We start from the raw sequence: 17,045 nt of genomic DNA, 5'->3' as shown, positions 1-17,045 counted from the left end.
ATAATATTTTGTATTTATTTATGATAAGCTAGATTTATAAATGTTTTTTGGTAGTTTTTATGTTTTCTAAGCCCTCGCAAACGGTTTATACCGTATCTCGCCTTAATCGTGAAATACGTGCCTTACTTGAACAAGGTTTTGCGTCTTTAATACTCACAGGTGAAATTTCTAACTTTATTGCGCCTGCTTCTGGGCATTGGTATTTTTCGTTAAAAGACGATAAAGCGCAAATTAAAGCCGCCATGTGGCGAGGCAATAATCGCAACCAAAGTTACCGACCAATTAACGGCGCACAAGTAACCGTTAAAGCACGTGTATCTTTGTACGAACCCCGTGGTGACTACCAGCTTATTGTTGAACATATGGAGCCTGCCGGCGAAGGGCAACTTAAGCAAGAGTTTGACGCGCTAAAAATGCGTTTGGCTGCAGAGGGCTTATTTAGCTCCGCTTATAAAAAACCCCTACCCCAAAACATAAATCGCATAGGGGTGATCACCTCACCTACAGGCGCCGCAATTAAAGATATTTTAACAGTACTAAAACGTCGTGCGCCGCAATTAGAAGTCGTTATTTATCCTGCGATGGTGCAAGGCAAAGAAGCGCATGGCCATTTAATAAAGCAAATAGAGCTGGCAAATTTACGTAATGAGGTCGACGTTATTATACTCGGGCGCGGCGGTGGTTCATTAGAGGATTTATGGTGCTTTAACCATGAACAACTTGCTCGCGCTATTTACCAAAGCTCGCTGCCCATTGTGAGCGCTGTTGGCCATGAAATAGACACCACGATTAGCGATTATGTTGCTGATGTACGTGCTGCAACTCCTTCTGCAGCCGCAGAGCTCGTAAGCCCCAATACACAAGAGCTACATAATAGGGTTAATCAGTTAATTAGCCGTTTAGCGAATGCTTTTAAACACGACATTGCCGATAAACGTGCACTGGCAACTCAACTACAGCATCGCTTAAATTTGTGCCACCCGCGCAATCAGCTAAACCAAAAGTCACAACGCTTAGATGAGTTGAGTATTGCACTGCAACAGGCAATGCGTCAGCGTTTATACCAGCAAGAACGCGTGTTAGCTAATTTAACTCCACGCCTAATACGCCAATCACCAGATAAAAAGCTAGCAACTGCAAACCATCAGTTAGCACAGCTTCATGCAAGGCTAAACCAAGCTATCCAGCAGCAACTACAACACGCAAATAATAATCTTGCCTTACAAGCAAGTCGGCTTGATTCGGTCAGCCCACTTAATGTATTGGCGCGCGGTTACAGCATAACGAAAACGGCGCAAAATAAAGTGGTTAAATCAGTGGAAGATGTAAAAGTGGGTGATGTGTTGATCACTGAGTTAGTAGATGGCCAGGTTATTTCAAAGGTAGAAGCTTAGCCATATTGCTAAGCGCTAGCCTTGCGTACTAACAGTAAACTCAATACGGGCATCGTTAGATTGAGATGCACTGAGTTTAAATTGCTGCCACCAAGGTTCAAGATGAAGCTTATCGTTTAGCTCGCGCCATAATTTAGCTCCATAATTAACGGCATGTTGGTTAATGGTAAGCTCAAACTTACAAATTGTTTGCTTACACTTTAGCGCTGTAAGCTCAGCGCTATCTGCAAACTCATTAATAATTAAAAAGTCAGTTAACGCGACTTCAAGCTCGTAACTCCATTCGAGATTATCAGCCTCTTGTTCAAACTGTATTGCGAGCTCATCATCAAGCTCTACACTTTCTGATTGATTTAACTTTAACTGTTGTTGAGACTGCTTAAGCTGGATTGTTTTTTTTTCAAGCCGCTGATTAAGCTCAACCACATGTTGTGCTAGCTGAGTTTGTTGATCAGCCTCTTGGGCTTTATTAACCTGCACTAGGCCTTGCAAAGTAGTTGGCTGATTATTGACTTGAGTGTTAGCCGAAGAGATTACAGCTTGTTTGGGCGCTAAGGAAACACGAGTGGAATCTTTAAAAAACAAAAAGTAACCACTTGCTAACGCCACGCCTGAAGAAAAACAGAGCAGCATAGCCACAAGGTTACTTTTATATATCATTTCTAGGTACTCAAAAATTAAAGCATTGCACTGGTGTGCGATTCGTTTTCTGGCTCGGGGTATTCTAAAAAGTTTTGGTTCATACTTTCTGCCGGGCACTCACAATCAGGACGACCAATAATTTTTGCAGGTACGCCAACAGCAGTTGTGTGAGGCGGCACAGGGCTTAGTACCACAGAGCCTGCACCAATACGTGCGCCCTCGCCCACTTCAATATTACCCAACACTTTAGCACCCGCACCAATAAGTACGCCCGCTCTAATTTTAGGATGGCGATCGCCTTGCTCGTTACCCGTACCACCTAATGTAACCGATTGTAATATAGATACGTTATCTTCAATTACGGCGGTTTCACCAATAACAATACCAGTGGCATGGTCAAACATGATGCCTTGGCCTACTTTACAGGCAGGGTGAATATCAACCCCAAACACCTCTGAGGTACGGCTTTGAATAAAGCGTGCAAGCTCTTTACGGTTTTGCTGCCATAAGCAGTTTGCTAAACGGTGTGCTTGAATCGCGTGAAACCCTTTTAAATTTAAAATCACAGTAAGGTAGGTTTCGGCTGCAGGGTCACGATCTTTTACTGCTTTAATATCATGAGCAACATGTGTCAGCATGCGGTCACACTTTACAAAAGCTTGGTCAAACAACTCACGGATTGTAAAAGCAGAAACCACAGCATCAGCTAGTTTATTAGCAACAATAAAACTCAATGCCGACCCTAAGCACTCATGATTTAAAATACACGAATACACATGGCTCGCTAAAAGGGGTTCACGAGTTACTACTTCATTTGCTTCGCTACGAAGCTGTTGCCAAATTTCATGACGCATAATAATGCCTTAAGTTAGTACAAAGAGCCTACCGCTAATTCTAACGGATTTAGCCGCCTAGGTGTTAATCCCTTCGTTATTTGTTCTGGTTATTAGATATAACCAGTTAAGTTTCAGGTTTATATTACTTTTTTCAAGCCATACTATATGACAGCTAGGCAGGTTTAAGCATTTATGCAAAAATAAAATAAGTTAATAAAAATCAGTAAATAACAACATATGACAGCACGTGTGTCATGTGCCAAAATGGCCACTGGCGTACTGCTGACGGCGTAAAAAATAATAATAAACGCTAAATTAGCATCATCAACTCAACAAGGATAACGATGATGAAAAACGACATATTAAATACAAAAAAACTTGGTTATAAATTTTACTTTCAAGATGGCGATAACCAAATAGCCTGTTTTGGAAGCTACTTTACTGGTAAAGAAGAAGTCTATATTAACGATGACTTAGTTAGCAGCAGACGCAGTGTTAATATAAAAAGCTCACACAAATTTGAATTTGAAAATTCGCAGTACCAAGTGAAATTTGACATGCTCAACATACTGACAGGACGACTTGAATGCACTCTTTACAAAGATCAAGAAGTGCTTGCCAAGCAAGTTCAAAGTAGTCTTCCTAGCGATCCTAAAAAAGCGGCTTTTTTTATTCTAGGCTGCGCGTTAGGTGGTGCAGTATTTGGCTATACCACAGCAACAGTCGTAGAGCTAATTGTAGGGAAACTTTAACATGCAATTAAACCCTACAACGGTAAAGTCGCTTAGGCACACATTCGATTGGACACAACAACAGCTTGCCGATGCCTGCGATGTAAGCTTACGAACTATTCAACGGGTAGAAAAAGAAGGTGCAGCCTCAAAAGAAACCACCATGGCCTTATGTGCGGTATTTGAAGTACGCCAAGGTGAGCTTATTAAGCTTGATGAAAACAACCAAAATGATGCCAATAACAGCCCATCTAAAAGTTTTATTGCTGGTTTAGTTATTAGCTCTGTTATTAGTTTTGCCCTTGGTGCAGCCTCAGTACTATTAGTTAGTAACTAGTATTTACAATCTACAAAATAAAATGCCCCAATGTCTTAATACATCAGGGCATTTTTTAATACTTAAAAACTTAAATTATTGAAATACTTTATCCACTTTCACTACTTCAATATTTTTTGCAGGAATTGCTAATTTATAATCAGCAATCACTTTATCTTCAGCCACTAACTCGGCAGGCTTATCGGTGTTGTAAACCATAGGTGAGGTTTGCATAGTTGCTAAACGTTTTTGCATATCTTCACCATCACCGGTAACAAACACATAGTGAATATTCTCAGTTTGTAGGTTGTCTTTAATCACTCGATTTACATCGTCAACAGTCAATGTTTTAAGCTTGTTTGTTACATAGTTTACAAAGCTGTCGGTGTTATAAAACTCGCTATCTAGCGCATAACCTAACTGACGATTTTGACTAGCAACCATTTGCGGCACAAAGTTAATTAAAAAGTTACGCGTGGCTTCAAAATCTGCCTCGGTCATACCATTTTTAATTAGCTTATCTAGCTCAAATAATGCGGTACGAGTAGCAAAATGCGCATCGTTGTTTGAGCGCAGTGGACGCAGCCACACTTGGAATATTTGCTCAGACCGCCCTAAGTTTGCATCCGGTTTAGTTTGAAACATACCTCTAGGGAAGTATTCAATGTAGGCGTAATCACCGTAATTCATACCACGGGTTTGACGAATACGTTCGTACAAGTAACTGTTAGAACTACGATGCTCACCAAAGTACGAGCGCACTAACCACAATGCAGTCCAGTCGTCGCTGCTACGAATGGTATCAATAGGAAAGCCAAACGATACAGCCGTTGATTGCGCTGACTTTTCAACAATTGTTGCATGATGACCTTCAAGCACTGGCGCATCAGGGATTGTTAAGCGGCTTTGTTCGCCTTTTGGAAGTGTCGCTAAGTCAGCTAACATTTGTGCTTTAAGTTTTTCAGGCACAGCACCAATTAAACCCACAGTAAGTTTAGCTTGTGTAAGTTCGGCATTATAAAACGCTTTAACATCATCAAGAGTGAGCGCTTCTAAATCTGATAAATCACCGTAGTTATAGCTTTCATAAGGGTGACCTTTATAAAGTACGCTGTAGAGCACTTCTTTACCCAACTCTTCATCATTAGAGGCTTTTAAACCCGACTTAATGCCATCGATCATTTCTTTTTTCAGACGTTTAAAGTCATCTTCTCTAAAGCCAGGGTTTAGCAACTGCTCACTCACTAAGGCATACCACTGAGCAGCATTATCTTTATGAATACGCCCTTGGAACGACAGCATTTCTTTATCTATTTGATAACCAAAACTACCCGCCAGTGGGTACATTGCCTTTTTAATATCTTTGTAACTCATTGAGGTTGAGCCACCTTGCGCCAGCATTGCGGCAGTGAGTGCTGCCACGCCTTTTTTACCCTGCGGATCGGCAGCGGCACCGGTATTAAATAATAAGTTAATATCGATTAACGGCGAGCTATTGGTTTTATCAAGCACCTTAAAGATAGGCTTACTCGGTACTTGCTGATATTTTGCTACCAACGCATTTAAGTCGCTTTCTTGTTCAAAACCAGGGGCTTTATCAAGTGCTGACATAGTAATTGTGGTGCGCGCATTATCAACAAAATACTTATTGGCAACGGCTCTAATATCTTCGCTAGTGATATTGTCTGCCGATTTATACAGCTGATTAATTACCTCAGGATCGCGCTCAAAATGCATATAGCTGGCAAGTGTAGAGGCAATTGCTTGCGACGAATCTAAACCATTTATAAAGCTGTATTTAAGATTAGACTTTAAATCGCTGAGTTTTTGGCTATCAACCAACTCGGTACGCGCTTTGGCATACGTACGGTTTATAGCATCACGCACTGTGGCTAAATCATCGGCATTTTCAACTTTTACAAATACATGCAGTAACCCTGGATCTTTTGTCTCTGGGTTATAGGTAAACATTTGACTCGCTATTTGCTTTTCTACTACCAGCTCTTGGTAAATATCTGAATTGCTAGAAAAATAAAGCTGCGACAGTAAATCTAATGCGGCTCTGTCTTTTTTCTGAGGCTCCCATGCGGCCCCTTTATACGACACAAGTAACCAATGGCCAGGTAATCCCTCGTTTTGCTCATGCACATATTTTGGCGCTTGCTGAGTTGGCTCTTTAGGAATATCAGCAACATAGTCGCCTTTTTGCCAGTTACCCCAGTGCTTTTTAACCATCGCCATGGTCTCTTTTGGATCAACATCACCAACAATCACAAGCGATACATATTCAGGCTTATAAAACTTAGCAAAAAATTCTTTACCGTAGGCCATTTGATCTGGCATGGCTTCAATATCTTCAAAAAAGCCCATTGTAGTGTGCTTATAGGTATGTTTTTCGAACGCTTCTTGGCGTACCGCACTTAATAATTTACGAATTGGACTGGCGTTATTTTTTAAGTACTCGCCTTTAACCGTTAGTGCTTCGGTTCTAAATTGCTCTTCGGTGTAGCTTAAGTTTTGAAAAATATCCGCTTCAATTTCAAGTACTTTATCAAGGTGTTGTTTTGAAAAATTTAAGTGGTAGTTAGTGTAATCGTTAGTTGTGTAGGCGCGGTTATCAACCCCTGAATTTTTTAAAATATCTGAATACACATCTTGCGGAAACTTTTCAGAGCCTTTAAACATCATGTGTTCAAAAAAGTGAGCAAAACCAGTTTTACCTGCTTCCACTTCATTACGCGAGCCAACAGATACAGGTATTTGTAGCGATACTACATCTGGGTAATCGGTTTTAACTACCATCACACGTAGGCCGTTATCTAGCTCTTCTATTAGATAATCTTGTGAAAAAACACGCTCATCTGCTTTATTAACTTGTTCTTGTTGAGCTGCTGTTTGCGTGTTTTGACTTTGCTGCATAGCACAACCGGTTAAGGCCAGCGATACCGCTAGGCTAGTTGCCAATAATTTAAATTTCATTGTTATCCCTTTTTAAATTGAGCAATTTTTAAAACATTTACCAAACTAAGTATGCCGTAAAGTAATTAAATATAAGAGCCCTAAGCCTATTAATTATGTAAACAACTGTGTCAGTTATTGCTGGTAACTTGGTTTAATCATGAAAATAATTCACGTTAGTTGAGAAACTTTCAATAAATAAATCTATCTAGACGTCTAAATGGCTGCTATATTAAATCCATCATCACAAATTAAGCTGGAATGGGGATTATGGCTTTATCACTTCAAGAAAAAATACAGGACACCAACCAAGGTGTTTACCTAATTGGCACAACACCGCCAAAAATTGGGACTGATAAAGCGCAATTAAAAATCATTGCCGAAAAGTTATTAGGCCGTTTACACGAAATTGAATATGACGGTGTGATTATTTATGACATTCAAGATGAAAGCAGCCGTACAGAGCAAGCGCGTCCATTTGCATTTAAGCAAACAGTTGATCCGCGCGAGTACAGTCAACTCTTACGAGGCTTATCTGATCTTGATGTAATTACTTATAAAAGTGTAGCTCAGCGCGGTGTGAGTGAGTTTAAAGCGTGGTTAGATGAAACTAAAAATGACTACGATTTAAAAAACGTGGTGTTAGTGGGCAGCCCATCATCAGCGGGTGATATAAAGCTAAGCTTACCGAATGCCTACAAAACTCTGGCAGAGCAGTCTGAAGACTTCTTTTTAGGTGGCGTAACCATTGCTGAACGCCATGCCAATAAGCGCAACGAGCACCAACGCTTAATAGAAAAAACAGCACAAGGGTGCCAGTTTTTTATCTCTCAAGCCGTTTACAACGCACAAGCAACCATAGATTTAATAACCAGTTATGCGCGCACATGCAAAGCACAAGGCCTTACACCTAATCGGATTATATTAACCTTTACGCCTTGTGGTGGTGAAAAAACCTTAGAGTTTATGCAGTGGCTAGGCATCTCAGTGCCAGAGGCAACTAAATGGCGCATGCTTGATTCGGAAAATACATTAAGCGAATCGGTGCGTATTTGTCGCGAAAACCTCGACTCGATTTTAAAAAGCTGTGCCCACTTAGGTGTACCGCTGGGCTTAAATATTGAAAGCTTAACCAACCGTAAAGAAGAAATTGACGCGTCTATTAATTTATATCGTTTATTAAAAGCAACAATGGAGCTTAACCTTGCGGAGAAACTGATAGCTTAATTACGGGGTTCGGGGTTCGGGGTTCGGGGTTCGGGGTTCGGGGTTCGGGGTTCGGGGTTCGGGGTTCGGGGTTCGGGGTTCGGGCAACAATGATAAGCGACATAGAATAAGCCATTCAAGTAGTTAGCTTCGTTTATTTTAATAAGTACTAACTTGATCTGTCAGGTTTGAACTGTAGGACTCTATCAAATCTGACTGTCGCATTTGTGCCATGAGCAGACATCGAAGGTTTTAATGTCTGAAGTCAAGATTTGACCCCATTCACTCTTGTTAGGCATCGACTTCATCTTCACTATCGTCTATCTGCTCTAATACATAATCGAGTTCGAATTTGACTTCACTCTCAATACGTATCGCAAGTAATATAACCATTACTACTAGTTTTTCTTTGATAGATAACCGCGAATATTTGTCAGCTAGCCCAGTAGGTCGGTCTGGATTATTAGAAATAATAGCCTGAATACCATCACGATCCTCAGCTACAAAACTATCATAAAAATTTTTAACATCCGATGAATCAAGTTTGAAATTAGCTCTATGGGCAAATTTGTTTCTTATACTTGTTATAGAATTTATAGGTTTATATATTTCTTCATCTAACCCCATTGCAACCGCAAGTTTTACTTTATTAGAAAAATCTATACTCATCTTATTTAGGTAGTCATGATTAGGAACGACTAGCGACAAAAAATGATCTACATATTGCTCAATAAGAATATGTGCTCTTACAACTGCACCAAGCTCATCTTCATTTAATAAAATATTTAACATTTTATCGAGCAACGCCGATTCTCCTCAAGATTCCTAACGCCCAATTAAGCGGCAAATAATAGTTGGCTAAAATGTTTAACGAAGTAAAAACTGCCAACTGTTATGAGTCCACTTGAATTGCTTGTTAGCAGTATTTTAAGTTGATAGCTGACTTTCTCTTAAAACTTGGTGCTCCATAGAATCAATGAATGAAAGAGGTGTTTGTTTTATCAATGTGTTTGAGGTATTTTGACGAATAATAGTCATCCCTTTGCACATTTTTAAATATTCTTTCTTTAAACGCTTCCTGTCATTGCGTATTACTCCAGAAGTAAATACAACAACATGAAATATTAAGGCTCCTATTATTATCTGTTTAGTATAAAATTCCTTTGGCGTATTTGGAGCCCATGAAATACGAGTAAAAAATGGGTTTACATACCCGTAGTTATTAGCATTAAGATCTTTACCATATTTTTGTCTTTCCGCGAGTTCTAGCTTATAAGGTCTAAGCAAACCGGCTGAAATTACAACTTCTGAATAATCACAATTTTTACCTAAAATTAAATTTGTAAATTTATCAAATACACCTTCATTTATTCCGCTACCTCGCGATGAGTTAAATGCAACTTTCAATAACCATCGAAGGAGTAAATCATATTCATAATTTATTTTTACGGTCTTTGCTGTAAATAGGGGTGTAAACACACCAGTTTCTGATACTACAACTTTGGCATGGGCGTCTAGCTCTCCTAAAACAACGTTATTGCATGGGGCACAGACATCTTTGACTACAAACTCACTTCCAACTTGTTTTTGAGCTTTTTCATTCCAACCAGAAGAAGATCCTTGCCCCATATCTTTCATATATTTATATACGAATGAAGGCATAACATGTTCTTTTGTTAATTTTTCTTCATTTTTACAGTATGCACAAATACCCATTTAACACCTTATACTGCTAACGCCCTAATAATGGGCAAAAAATTGTTTGCTAAAATGTTGAGGAGCAATGTCCTTATTAATTAGCTTGTTATGTAACGCTACCACGATACGTGACCAAGTGCTTCTTTATATGACGCTAAAGCTTTGTAAAAGGCGAATTTAACACTTAACTTTTTAAAAAACACCTGATAACAAAATACGGGTAAAAGCCAAACTGTAAATAGTAAACCTTGAACAAACAAAGCTACAAAAACAAATTCGTTAAAAATACCGTCAACAAAAAAGAAAAGAAGAACAAAGGCATTAATTACGACGAATGACCAAATAGCCCAGCGAGCATCTTTGATTAGTTGTCTTAATTCTGTCACTGGATTTTCAGGTTGCATCATTTTCTAAAGTTACATAACGCCAAGCTAAGCTGTGAGCGAAAGTGTGCCAAAAGTAGAGCGAAGCGAAAATGGCACGCGTTCGCGAATCAGACTTAAGCGCCTTGTTATGTGTGTTTTATTATATGCTTAAATTACGGACTTTGATTCGTTTACGTGACTAGTCAGGCTTGAAATTATCGCTTGCTCATTTGGTGAGCAAAGTCGGCTAATACTTCATCATCAAACCCTTCATCATACAGGGATTCCATACCAGATCTGACTTCAGGTTCAAGCGCTTGAGTCATACCTTCCAATACAGAGTCTTCATTTCCCATAACTGCACTTTCTAACCAAGCATCAAAATAGGTTTCTATAACTTCTTCTTTGACCCTTTCCCACCACTTGTCACCTGAGGCAGGGTGAATACCCTTAAATAAATAACCAACTCGATCACCGTTGTCATAGGTAATTAAGTGTATATTCCCTACAATTGGGTTTGGGTAGTTTTGCTCCATAAAAGACTTCCAAGCTTCTAAGTCACCTTTTATTCCTAAAGGAGCACTAATCCATTTTATTTTACTCATATGTATCCATATTTAAATGCTACACGTAATTCAACCGAGTAGTTTAAGTTTTACCTAAGCACATAACGCCCATTTAAGGGGCAAAATAGAGTTGGCTAAAATAGGTGAACGGAGTGAACAAAACAGCCAACTTTATTTTGTCCCTCTTGAAATTCTTGTTATGTGTTTATGCGACTTACCTGATCTTTTACATGATACCAGTCTGCAAAAACTCTATAATTTTTACTGCAAATATTACAACTTACTTTAACAAAAACCACATCTGGTAAAGGTGGCTTTATTGGTAATTGTAAAAACTCAACCAAGCCAAATTGATATTCTTCATTTGGTTCAAGCACTGTGAGTTTTTTTGCATCCACACCTTGTCGAAGCTTGGCAAAGCAATTAAGCATATCCTCTCTGGTAGCAAGATTACTTTTAACAAAATGACAATTTTTGCATCTACCAAACATTTAATTTATTACCAAACTTGAGAAACACATAACAATTTAATAGTGCGCTCATCGCGCATATTTCTGCCGACGCTACGCTCATTTTTCTACATTATATAGTTTTAACAAATTACCTAAGGTATTACTATCACTAAGTTTTCTAACTTTTTTAGGTAAAGTTAAATTAACCAATATGCGCGCAGCGCTCACTTTCATGAATATATGCGCAAAGAACAGTTTAACAAATCAATTAACGACGATATTTAGCCAATATCAATGACCGCTTATCACTCTGAACTACCTATAAGATGAGGTCCTAATTCTTTATTTACGTCTTCTATTTGGCGCTCTTTGCCCTGTAATACGTTTTTTATCGCGATCTTTACGCGCTTTGTTGGTGTTTTTGCGGTTATCTTTAGGTGGCTTATTTAAATCAGGTTCATAGCCTTCAAGCCATTGTGGTGTTAAACGGGTATCAAGCAATACTTCAATTTCTTCAAGCAGCCATTGCTCATCTAAGCTCACTAATGACATTGCAAGGCCTTGCTCGCCAGCTCGTCCTGTACGGCCAATACGGTGAACATAATCTTCAGCTATGTATGGCAATTCAAAGTTAATTACGTATTTAAGTGCCGGTATGTCTAAACCGCGCGCTGCTACATCGGTGGCCACTAGAACACGTGTACTGCCTTCTTTGAAGTTATGAAGAGCGCGATCGCGAGCACCTTGTGATTTATCACCATGAATAGATTCGGTTTTTAAACCATCTTTACACATTTCTTTGGCTAGCTTATCGGCCATTTGTTTAGTGCGAGTGAATATAAGCACTTGGCGCCAGTTTTTCATGCCAATCATGTGCGATACCAGTTCGCGCTTTCTGTCTTCATCTACTGCGTAAATAACTTGTTCAACCTCTACAGCAGCAGAGTTACGCTTATCAACTTCAATAAGCTCTGGGTCTTTAAGTAATTTTTTACTCAGCTCAAATACACTGTCATCAAAAGTGGCGGAAAACAGTAAGGTTTGACGATCGCCTGGGATATGACGCAGTATTCGTCTAATTTCGTCAATAAAACCCATATCAAGCATACGGTCTGCTTCATCAAATACTAAAGAGTCCACGCTTGAAAGCACCACACTGCCCTTCACTATGTGATCAAGCAAGCGCCCTGGCGTTGCCACTATTACTTGCGCTGTTTTAAGTGCTTTGATTTGTGGGCCAATGCTTGCGCCACCATAGGCAAGTGCACCTTTTATATCTGTACCTTGTGCGTATTTTTCAAAGCTTGCAAATACTTGCTGAGCAAGCTCCCTAGTAGGCGTTAAAATAACCACACGGGCAATGCCTGGTTCGTCTTTTTTAGCGGAATTTAAAAGCTTATGTAATAGCGGCAAAACAAACGCGGCTGTTTTACCAGTACCAGTTTGAGCGCTGCCCATAACGTCTTTGCCCGCTAAAATTGGCGGTATCGTTTTGTGCTGAATGGCGGTAGGCGTAGTGTAATTATTTTGCTCTATTGCCGTTAATAGTAACGGGTCTAGGGCTAGTGATGAGAACGATGTGGCAGACATAAGCTTGGCTTTAAAATAACAAAGAACGCTATTATACCTGAGCTTAAGTAATAAAAAAGGCGCTAAATAGCGCCTAAGTAAAATGAAGTATTTAAGCCGGTTTTAATGTGGCTTTACGCTCATTATAAAATGCAATTAAATCATCTACGGTGCTTTGACAGTATTCACGAATACCCGATACCACCATGTGTTTTTCACCAAAACCCACCTTTTCGCCGTTTTCTAATAAATTAAAGCGCAAGGTTATTTTGCCGCGTTTACCAGCGTATTCAAAGCTTGGCTCTGCAAACTCTAGGGTCGGTGATTTAATATCAATGTTATTAAGGTTAATGATCATTGATTCATAAATAATCATAGGGCGCGCAGGGTTTATCATTACCTCTTGCTTGCCCATTAAAGGAATAATTACATGCGGGAACGCAGCACCTGAGAACTCAACATAATTTTTTATTAAACTGTTTGTAAGTGTTGGGCATTTACTGGTTTTACCGTCGCGTTTAACCTTTAAAATTACTTTTTCGCCATGGTTTACATCAAACTCTTCTCCAGGTTGTTCTGGAAAATTTAGCTTGGTATTTTCATCAACCATACCGGCAAAGGTAAACTCCATTCGCTCACTAATGCCATAGCGGTCTAACACTAGAGAAAAAAGTAAGTCTCCTGGTGCGCAAAACTTTTTAGCGTCTTTATCATGAAGCGGGTTGTAGTCGTCGGCTACACATTTAGCAAAGCGACAACCTTGCTCACGAGAAATTGAAACATAATCAGCATGCTGCTGATAGTAAGGACTTAACATAGTGTGTTCACTGCTTAAACTGCTTATAACCTAGCTATACTACCAGAAAAAAAATCTTGAGAGGTCGAATCTGTTTAATAAAGGTGAAAAATGATAATTTGCAACTCGCTAATTTACTAAGTAAATTAGGCAAATACGAGTTTAAGGGATTAACTAATGAAGTATTTTTCTTTATTAATATGTGCGGTTTCATTTTTAACTGGCTGTAATAACGTTACTTACACAACCAATATCGACGACGACGTTTTATCAGAACACGTTTCAAGCCATATTAAAAAACGTGGCCTAGAGCAGTTTTACAGTGTTCAGGACGCTATCGATAGAGGTGCAAGCCCCCTTGGTGGAATAAAAGGCGAAAGCTGCGATGTATCAGATGATACGCGAACATCCTCAATTAGCTATAACCGTTTGAAATCACAAGCTATAGAATCCCTTAAAAACGATGTGCTTTATTTAGGTGGCAATGCATTTACACTAGAGCAGTGCCAATCAGTATCCCGCTACAATTGTGATTTAGCCGTTATTTGTAGCGGACAAGCCTATAATTATTAATAGCTCTGAATTATCTAATTGAGACTATAACGCTATGTAATTCGTTTTCACTCATTCCCTCTATCAAACAACAAGCTGTATTTGCCAATGACTTTTTACTTTTTAGCTGCCGCTATTTTATGTGTTTTCCCACAGTGTAAACTCACTGTATTTCGCCAACCATTATGGCAATACTTATTGCTGCTAAGTGTTATTACTGCCTATTATCAAGAATATATAAACTTAACCGCGGTTGCTGTTATAGCTGTTTATGTGGGATTGTTTCACTTTATGCTATTGGCAACCTCAGCGTTAAAACGTAATGTTCTAACGTCTTTATTTATAATAGCCTCACTCGGGTTGGCCTTACACTGGTTTGCGGGTTTTAATAACCTGCCAATTGTTGTTAATGAACAAGTCACCAGTAACGCAATTGCATTTACCTTGTATGCTAATTTTGATAAAGCATTAGCGGGTTTAATGCTGAGCGCTTATTTTTTTGCAAAAAACAAAACGGCAAAGCCAGTGACTATCGGCTACCCTGCTTTAATCATAATTATCACTATTTTAGCGGCGCTTATAACTGCTTTAACGTTAAACCTTGTTGAATTTGCGCCAAAAGTACCTGAATTTTGGTTGTTATTTATAGCCATCAACCTACTTTTTACCTGCGTTGCAGAAGAGGCATTATTTAGGGGAGTGATACAAACTAAGCTTTCAAAACTAATAACCCCGAGCAGGTTTGCACTGCTCGCACCGGTGATCAGTACTTGTGTATTTTCACTGGCACACTTTTCAGCGGGTACTCATTATATGCTTGTGGCGGCCGTAGCAGGTTTTGGTTATGGCTATATTTACTATAAAACAAGCCGATTAGAATGGGCCATTTTATGTCATTGGCTCGTTAATGTGTTTCACTTTTTCTTATTTACTTACCCTATGCTGGCAACTCCATCTTAGAATTACAGGCACAAAAAAGCCGCTTAAATTAAGCGGCTTTTGAATCTGTATACGCGATTACGCACTTGGATAATCACGGTATGCGCGTTCTATCTTTTTAGCCTGCTTTTTAGAAATACCTAAATGGGCAAGCGCAACACGTAAACGTGCACGCGATAGGTCAGACCCTAAAATTTCCATTGCATCTAATACCGAGGTAGACGATGTTTTGCCGGTAATAGCCACAAATATAGGCTCTAAGAAGTCTTTAATTTTAAGCTCGTGGAAGGTAGCGACTTCTTTTGCAATTGCAAAAATAGCTGGTTTTTCAAAGCTACGTAAGCCTTCTAACTGCCATACAAAAAATTGTAATGCTTGGCGAATAACATCTTCGTCAGCTTTACCGGCTGTTAATAGCGCTGGGTCGTAGGTCGGGATGCCGCCTACAAAGTGCCCTGCTAAATCAACCATGTCAGAGAGTGTATTTATACGCGTTTTAGCTTCAGGTAAGACTTTAGCCAGCATGTCGCCATTAAATTTCCAGTCAACAAAACGCTGCATTAGCTCTGCATCAGTTAAGTTTTCGCGGATCCACATACCGTTTAACCAGCTTAACTTGTCTACGTCGAATACTGGGCCACCAAGCGATACACGCTTCATGTCAAAATGTTCAATCATTTCATTAAGGGTGAACTTTTCACGCTCATCAGGCATTGACCAACCCATACGGCCTAAGTAGTTTAGTACCGCTTCTGGTAAGTAACCCATTTCTTTGTAGTAATTAATAGACGTTGGGTTTTTACGCTTAGACAGTTTTGATTTATCTGGATTACGCAATAATGGTAAGTGACCTAGTACCGGTGCTTCCCAACCAAAATCTTCATACAGTTTTAATAACTTAGGCGCTGAGTTTATCCACTCTTCACCACGGAAAATGTGGCTAATTTGCATATGGTGATCATCCACCACGTTAGCTAAAAAGTACGTTGGAAAACCATCCGCTTTTAATAGCACTTGCATGTCTACGTTTTCCCACGGGATCTCAATTTCGTCGCGTAGGTAATCGTTAAACTTAAAGGTACCTTCGCTTGGGATTTTCATACGTATAACGTACGGTTTACCAGCAGCTAGGTTTGCTTTAATTTCGTCTTCTGTATGGTTTAAGCCACGACCATCGTATTTAGGACGCAGACCTTCGGCCATTTGCTCTTCACGCATTTGGTCCAGTTCTTCGCTGGTTGCGAAACAGTAGAATGCTTTGCCGTCTTCAACTAACTGATGAGCGTATTTTTTATATAAATCACTGCGCTCAGATTGACGGTATGGACCAAACTCACCACCTACATCAGGACCATGATCCCATTCAAGGCCTAACCAGCGTAAGCTATCCATGATGGCTTGTTCAGATTCTGGTGTGCTGCGAACTTGGTCAGTATCTTCAATACGAAGTACAAATTCACCGCCTTGCTGTTTAGCAAAACAGTAGTTAAATAAGGCAATGTAAGCGGTGCCAAGATGCGGGTCACCAGTTGGCGACGGAGCAACACGGGTACGAATTGTCATGGTAATGTCTCTTTTAATAAGTGAGATGGTATGAAATACCAATAAATATTTTAAGCGGCTACTTTGTTTAAGTAAGCAATAATATCGTTTGATTCATAAAGCCATTTTACTTGGCCATCTTGCTCAATACGTAAACAAGGTACTTTAACTTTTCCGCCTTGCTCTAATAGCTCTTGGCGGTATTGCTCATCATTTTTTGCATCGCGTGTTTCAATTTTTAAGCCTTCACGCTTAATTGAACGGCGCACTTTTACACAAAAAGGGCATGCTTTGAATTGATAGAGCTTAAATTGTGCGGTTTGCTGATCAAGCTTAGTTTGCTCTTGCGGATCACGTTTTTTGCTACGCGGCGTAAAAACAAAATTAAAAAATAAGATGATACAACCTAAAACCCAGCGAACTAATTTCATCTTCAATACTCTTTACAACAAATTTAAGGTGCAAGATTTTAACACAAAAAAG

The 17,045-nt window shown here is 39.4% G+C and carries 18 protein-coding genes; 6 read left to right on the top strand and 12 right to left on the bottom strand.

Annotated features, from left to right (window positions below):
• The first annotated feature begins 59 nt into the window (after positions 1-59).
• Positions 60-1,394: an exodeoxyribonuclease VII large subunit gene (gene xseA, locus MTF66_RS29070; protein ID WP_248529396.1), complete on the top strand. Its 1,335-nt coding sequence runs from the start codon at positions 60-62 to the stop codon at positions 1,392-1,394.
• 15 nt (positions 1,395-1,409) lie between these two features.
• Here xseA and MTF66_RS29065 read toward each other — a convergent pair whose 3' ends face one another.
• Both MTF66_RS29065 and cysE read right to left on the bottom strand, forming a co-directional pair.
• Positions 1,410-2,054 (bottom strand): hypothetical protein, encoded by a 645-nt coding sequence (locus MTF66_RS29065; protein ID WP_248529395.1) that lies wholly within the window; start codon positions 2,052-2,054, stop codon positions 1,410-1,412.
• Between the two features lie 17 nt (positions 2,055-2,071).
• Positions 2,072-2,890, bottom strand: a complete 819-nt coding sequence (gene cysE / locus MTF66_RS29060) for a serine O-acetyltransferase (protein WP_010387694.1) — start codon at positions 2,888-2,890, stop codon at positions 2,072-2,074.
• A 326-nt stretch (positions 2,891-3,216) separates the two neighbouring features.
• Here cysE and MTF66_RS29055 point away from each other — a divergent pair, with 326 nt between their 5' ends.
• Positions 3,217-3,624 carry a hypothetical protein gene (locus MTF66_RS29055; protein WP_109874206.1) on the top strand — a complete coding sequence of 136 codons (408 nt, stop codon included), beginning with the start codon at positions 3,217-3,219 and terminating at the stop codon, positions 3,622-3,624.
• Between the two features lies 1 nt (position 3,625).
• Positions 3,626-3,940 carry a helix-turn-helix transcriptional regulator gene (locus MTF66_RS29050; RefSeq protein WP_075169747.1) on the top strand — a complete coding sequence of 105 codons (315 nt, stop codon included), beginning with the start codon at positions 3,626-3,628 and terminating at the stop codon, positions 3,938-3,940.
• A gap of 75 nt (positions 3,941-4,015) precedes the next feature.
• Here the strand turns inward: MTF66_RS29050 and MTF66_RS29045 are convergent, their stop codons facing one another.
• Entirely contained in the window at positions 4,016-6,898 is a 2,883-nt protein-coding gene (locus tag MTF66_RS29045; protein WP_248529394.1) for a pitrilysin family protein, read from the bottom strand.
• A 249-nt stretch (positions 6,899-7,147) separates the two neighbouring features.
• On the opposite strand from MTF66_RS29045, the gene MTF66_RS29040 reads away from it, so the two are divergent.
• Positions 7,148-8,104: a methylenetetrahydrofolate reductase gene (locus MTF66_RS29040; RefSeq protein WP_010387688.1), complete on the top strand. Its 957-nt coding sequence runs from the start codon at positions 7,148-7,150 to the stop codon at positions 8,102-8,104.
• A gap of 270 nt (positions 8,105-8,374) precedes the next feature.
• Here the strand turns inward: MTF66_RS29040 and MTF66_RS29035 are convergent, their stop codons facing one another.
• From MTF66_RS29035 to MTF66_RS29005, 7 genes are all read right to left on the bottom strand, one after another.
• Entirely contained in the window at positions 8,375-8,887 is a 513-nt protein-coding gene (locus tag MTF66_RS29035) for a hypothetical protein (protein WP_248529393.1), read from the bottom strand.
• Between the two features lie 123 nt (positions 8,888-9,010).
• Positions 9,011-9,799 (bottom strand): hypothetical protein, encoded by a 789-nt coding sequence (locus MTF66_RS29030; RefSeq protein ID WP_248529392.1) that lies wholly within the window; start codon positions 9,797-9,799, stop codon positions 9,011-9,013.
• A 98-nt stretch (positions 9,800-9,897) separates the two neighbouring features.
• A complete protein-coding gene (locus MTF66_RS29025) occupies positions 9,898-10,188 on the bottom strand; it encodes a hypothetical protein (protein ID WP_248529391.1) in 291 nt (96 codons plus the stop codon).
• A 173-nt stretch (positions 10,189-10,361) separates the two neighbouring features.
• Positions 10,362-10,751 carry a hypothetical protein gene (locus tag MTF66_RS29020; protein WP_248529390.1) on the bottom strand — a complete coding sequence of 130 codons (390 nt, stop codon included), beginning with the start codon at positions 10,749-10,751 and terminating at the stop codon, positions 10,362-10,364.
• A gap of 158 nt (positions 10,752-10,909) precedes the next feature.
• Positions 10,910-11,203 (bottom strand): hypothetical protein, encoded by a 294-nt coding sequence (locus MTF66_RS29015; RefSeq protein WP_248529389.1) that lies wholly within the window; start codon positions 11,201-11,203, stop codon positions 10,910-10,912.
• A gap of 303 nt (positions 11,204-11,506) precedes the next feature.
• Positions 11,507-12,754 carry a DEAD/DEAH box helicase gene (locus tag MTF66_RS29010; RefSeq protein ID WP_054201820.1) on the bottom strand — a complete coding sequence of 416 codons (1,248 nt, stop codon included), beginning with the start codon at positions 12,752-12,754 and terminating at the stop codon, positions 11,507-11,509.
• A gap of 91 nt (positions 12,755-12,845) precedes the next feature.
• Positions 12,846-13,550 (bottom strand): DUF3581 domain-containing protein, encoded by a 705-nt coding sequence (locus MTF66_RS29005; protein ID WP_016900441.1) that lies wholly within the window; start codon positions 13,548-13,550, stop codon positions 12,846-12,848.
• Between the two features lie 156 nt (positions 13,551-13,706).
• Here MTF66_RS29005 and MTF66_RS29000 point away from each other — a divergent pair, with 156 nt between their 5' ends.
• Entirely contained in the window at positions 13,707-14,102 is a 396-nt protein-coding gene (locus MTF66_RS29000; protein ID WP_248529388.1) for a hypothetical protein, read from the top strand.
• An 87-nt stretch (positions 14,103-14,189) separates the two neighbouring features.
• Positions 14,190-15,041, top strand: coding sequence for a CPBP family intramembrane glutamic endopeptidase (locus tag MTF66_RS28995; protein ID WP_248529387.1), 852 nt, complete (start codon positions 14,190-14,192; stop codon positions 15,039-15,041).
• Between the two features lie 57 nt (positions 15,042-15,098).
• Here MTF66_RS28995 and gltX read toward each other — a convergent pair whose 3' ends face one another.
• Together gltX and MTF66_RS28985 are read right to left on the bottom strand one after the other, a co-directional pair.
• Positions 15,099-16,583, bottom strand: coding sequence for a glutamate--tRNA ligase (gene gltX / locus MTF66_RS28990; protein ID WP_008111109.1), 1,485 nt, complete (start codon positions 16,581-16,583; stop codon positions 15,099-15,101).
• A 50-nt stretch (positions 16,584-16,633) separates the two neighbouring features.
• Complete coding sequence (locus tag MTF66_RS28985; RefSeq protein ID WP_008111110.1) at positions 16,634-16,993, bottom strand: glutathione S-transferase N-terminal domain-containing protein; 360 nt, start codon at positions 16,991-16,993, stop codon at positions 16,634-16,636.
• Positions 16,994-17,045: the final 52 nt, after the last annotated feature.

The organism is Pseudoalteromonas sp. 2CM39R (assembly GCF_023161845.1).
This window is presented reverse-complemented; position numbering and strand designations above follow the sequence as displayed.

Bases quoted from the DNA above. Each gene is read 5' to 3' on its own strand.
- xseA (WP_248529396.1), top strand. From the start codon at position 60: ATGTTTTCTAAGCCCTCGCAAACGGTTTATACCGTATCTCGCCTTAAT.
- MTF66_RS29000 (WP_248529388.1), top strand. From the start codon at position 13,707: ATGAAGTATTTTTCTTTATTAATATGTGCGGTTTCATTTTTAACTGGC.
- gltX (WP_008111109.1), bottom strand. From the start codon at position 16,583: ATGACAATTCGTACCCGTGTTGCTCCGTCGCCAACTGGTGACCCGCAT.
- MTF66_RS29030 (WP_248529392.1), bottom strand. From the start codon at position 9,799: ATGGGTATTTGTGCATACTGTAAAAATGAAGAAAAATTAACAAAAGAA.
- MTF66_RS28985 (WP_008111110.1), bottom strand. From the start codon at position 16,993: ATGAAATTAGTTCGCTGGGTTTTAGGTTGTATCATCTTATTTTTTAAT.
- MTF66_RS29025 (WP_248529391.1), bottom strand. From the start codon at position 10,188: ATGATGCAACCTGAAAATCCAGTGACAGAATTAAGACAACTAATCAAA.
- MTF66_RS29020 (WP_248529390.1), bottom strand. From the start codon at position 10,751: ATGAGTAAAATAAAATGGATTAGTGCTCCTTTAGGAATAAAAGGTGAC.
- MTF66_RS29015 (WP_248529389.1), bottom strand. From the start codon at position 11,203: ATGTTTGGTAGATGCAAAAATTGTCATTTTGTTAAAAGTAATCTTGCT.
- MTF66_RS28995 (WP_248529387.1), top strand. From the start codon at position 14,190: ATGACTTTTTACTTTTTAGCTGCCGCTATTTTATGTGTTTTCCCACAG.
- MTF66_RS29010 (WP_054201820.1), bottom strand. From the start codon at position 12,754: ATGTCTGCCACATCGTTCTCATCACTAGCCCTAGACCCGTTACTATTA.
- MTF66_RS29045 (WP_248529394.1), bottom strand. From the start codon at position 6,898: ATGAAATTTAAATTATTGGCAACTAGCCTAGCGGTATCGCTGGCCTTA.
- MTF66_RS29050 (WP_075169747.1), top strand. From the start codon at position 3,626: ATGCAATTAAACCCTACAACGGTAAAGTCGCTTAGGCACACATTCGAT.
- MTF66_RS29040 (WP_010387688.1), top strand. From the start codon at position 7,148: ATGGCTTTATCACTTCAAGAAAAAATACAGGACACCAACCAAGGTGTT.
- cysE (WP_010387694.1), bottom strand. From the start codon at position 2,890: ATGCGTCATGAAATTTGGCAACAGCTTCGTAGCGAAGCAAATGAAGTA.
- MTF66_RS29055 (WP_109874206.1), top strand. From the start codon at position 3,217: ATGATGAAAAACGACATATTAAATACAAAAAAACTTGGTTATAAATTT.
- MTF66_RS29065 (WP_248529395.1), bottom strand. From the start codon at position 2,054: ATGATATATAAAAGTAACCTTGTGGCTATGCTGCTCTGTTTTTCTTCA.
- MTF66_RS29005 (WP_016900441.1), bottom strand. From the start codon at position 13,550: ATGTTAAGTCCTTACTATCAGCAGCATGCTGATTATGTTTCAATTTCT.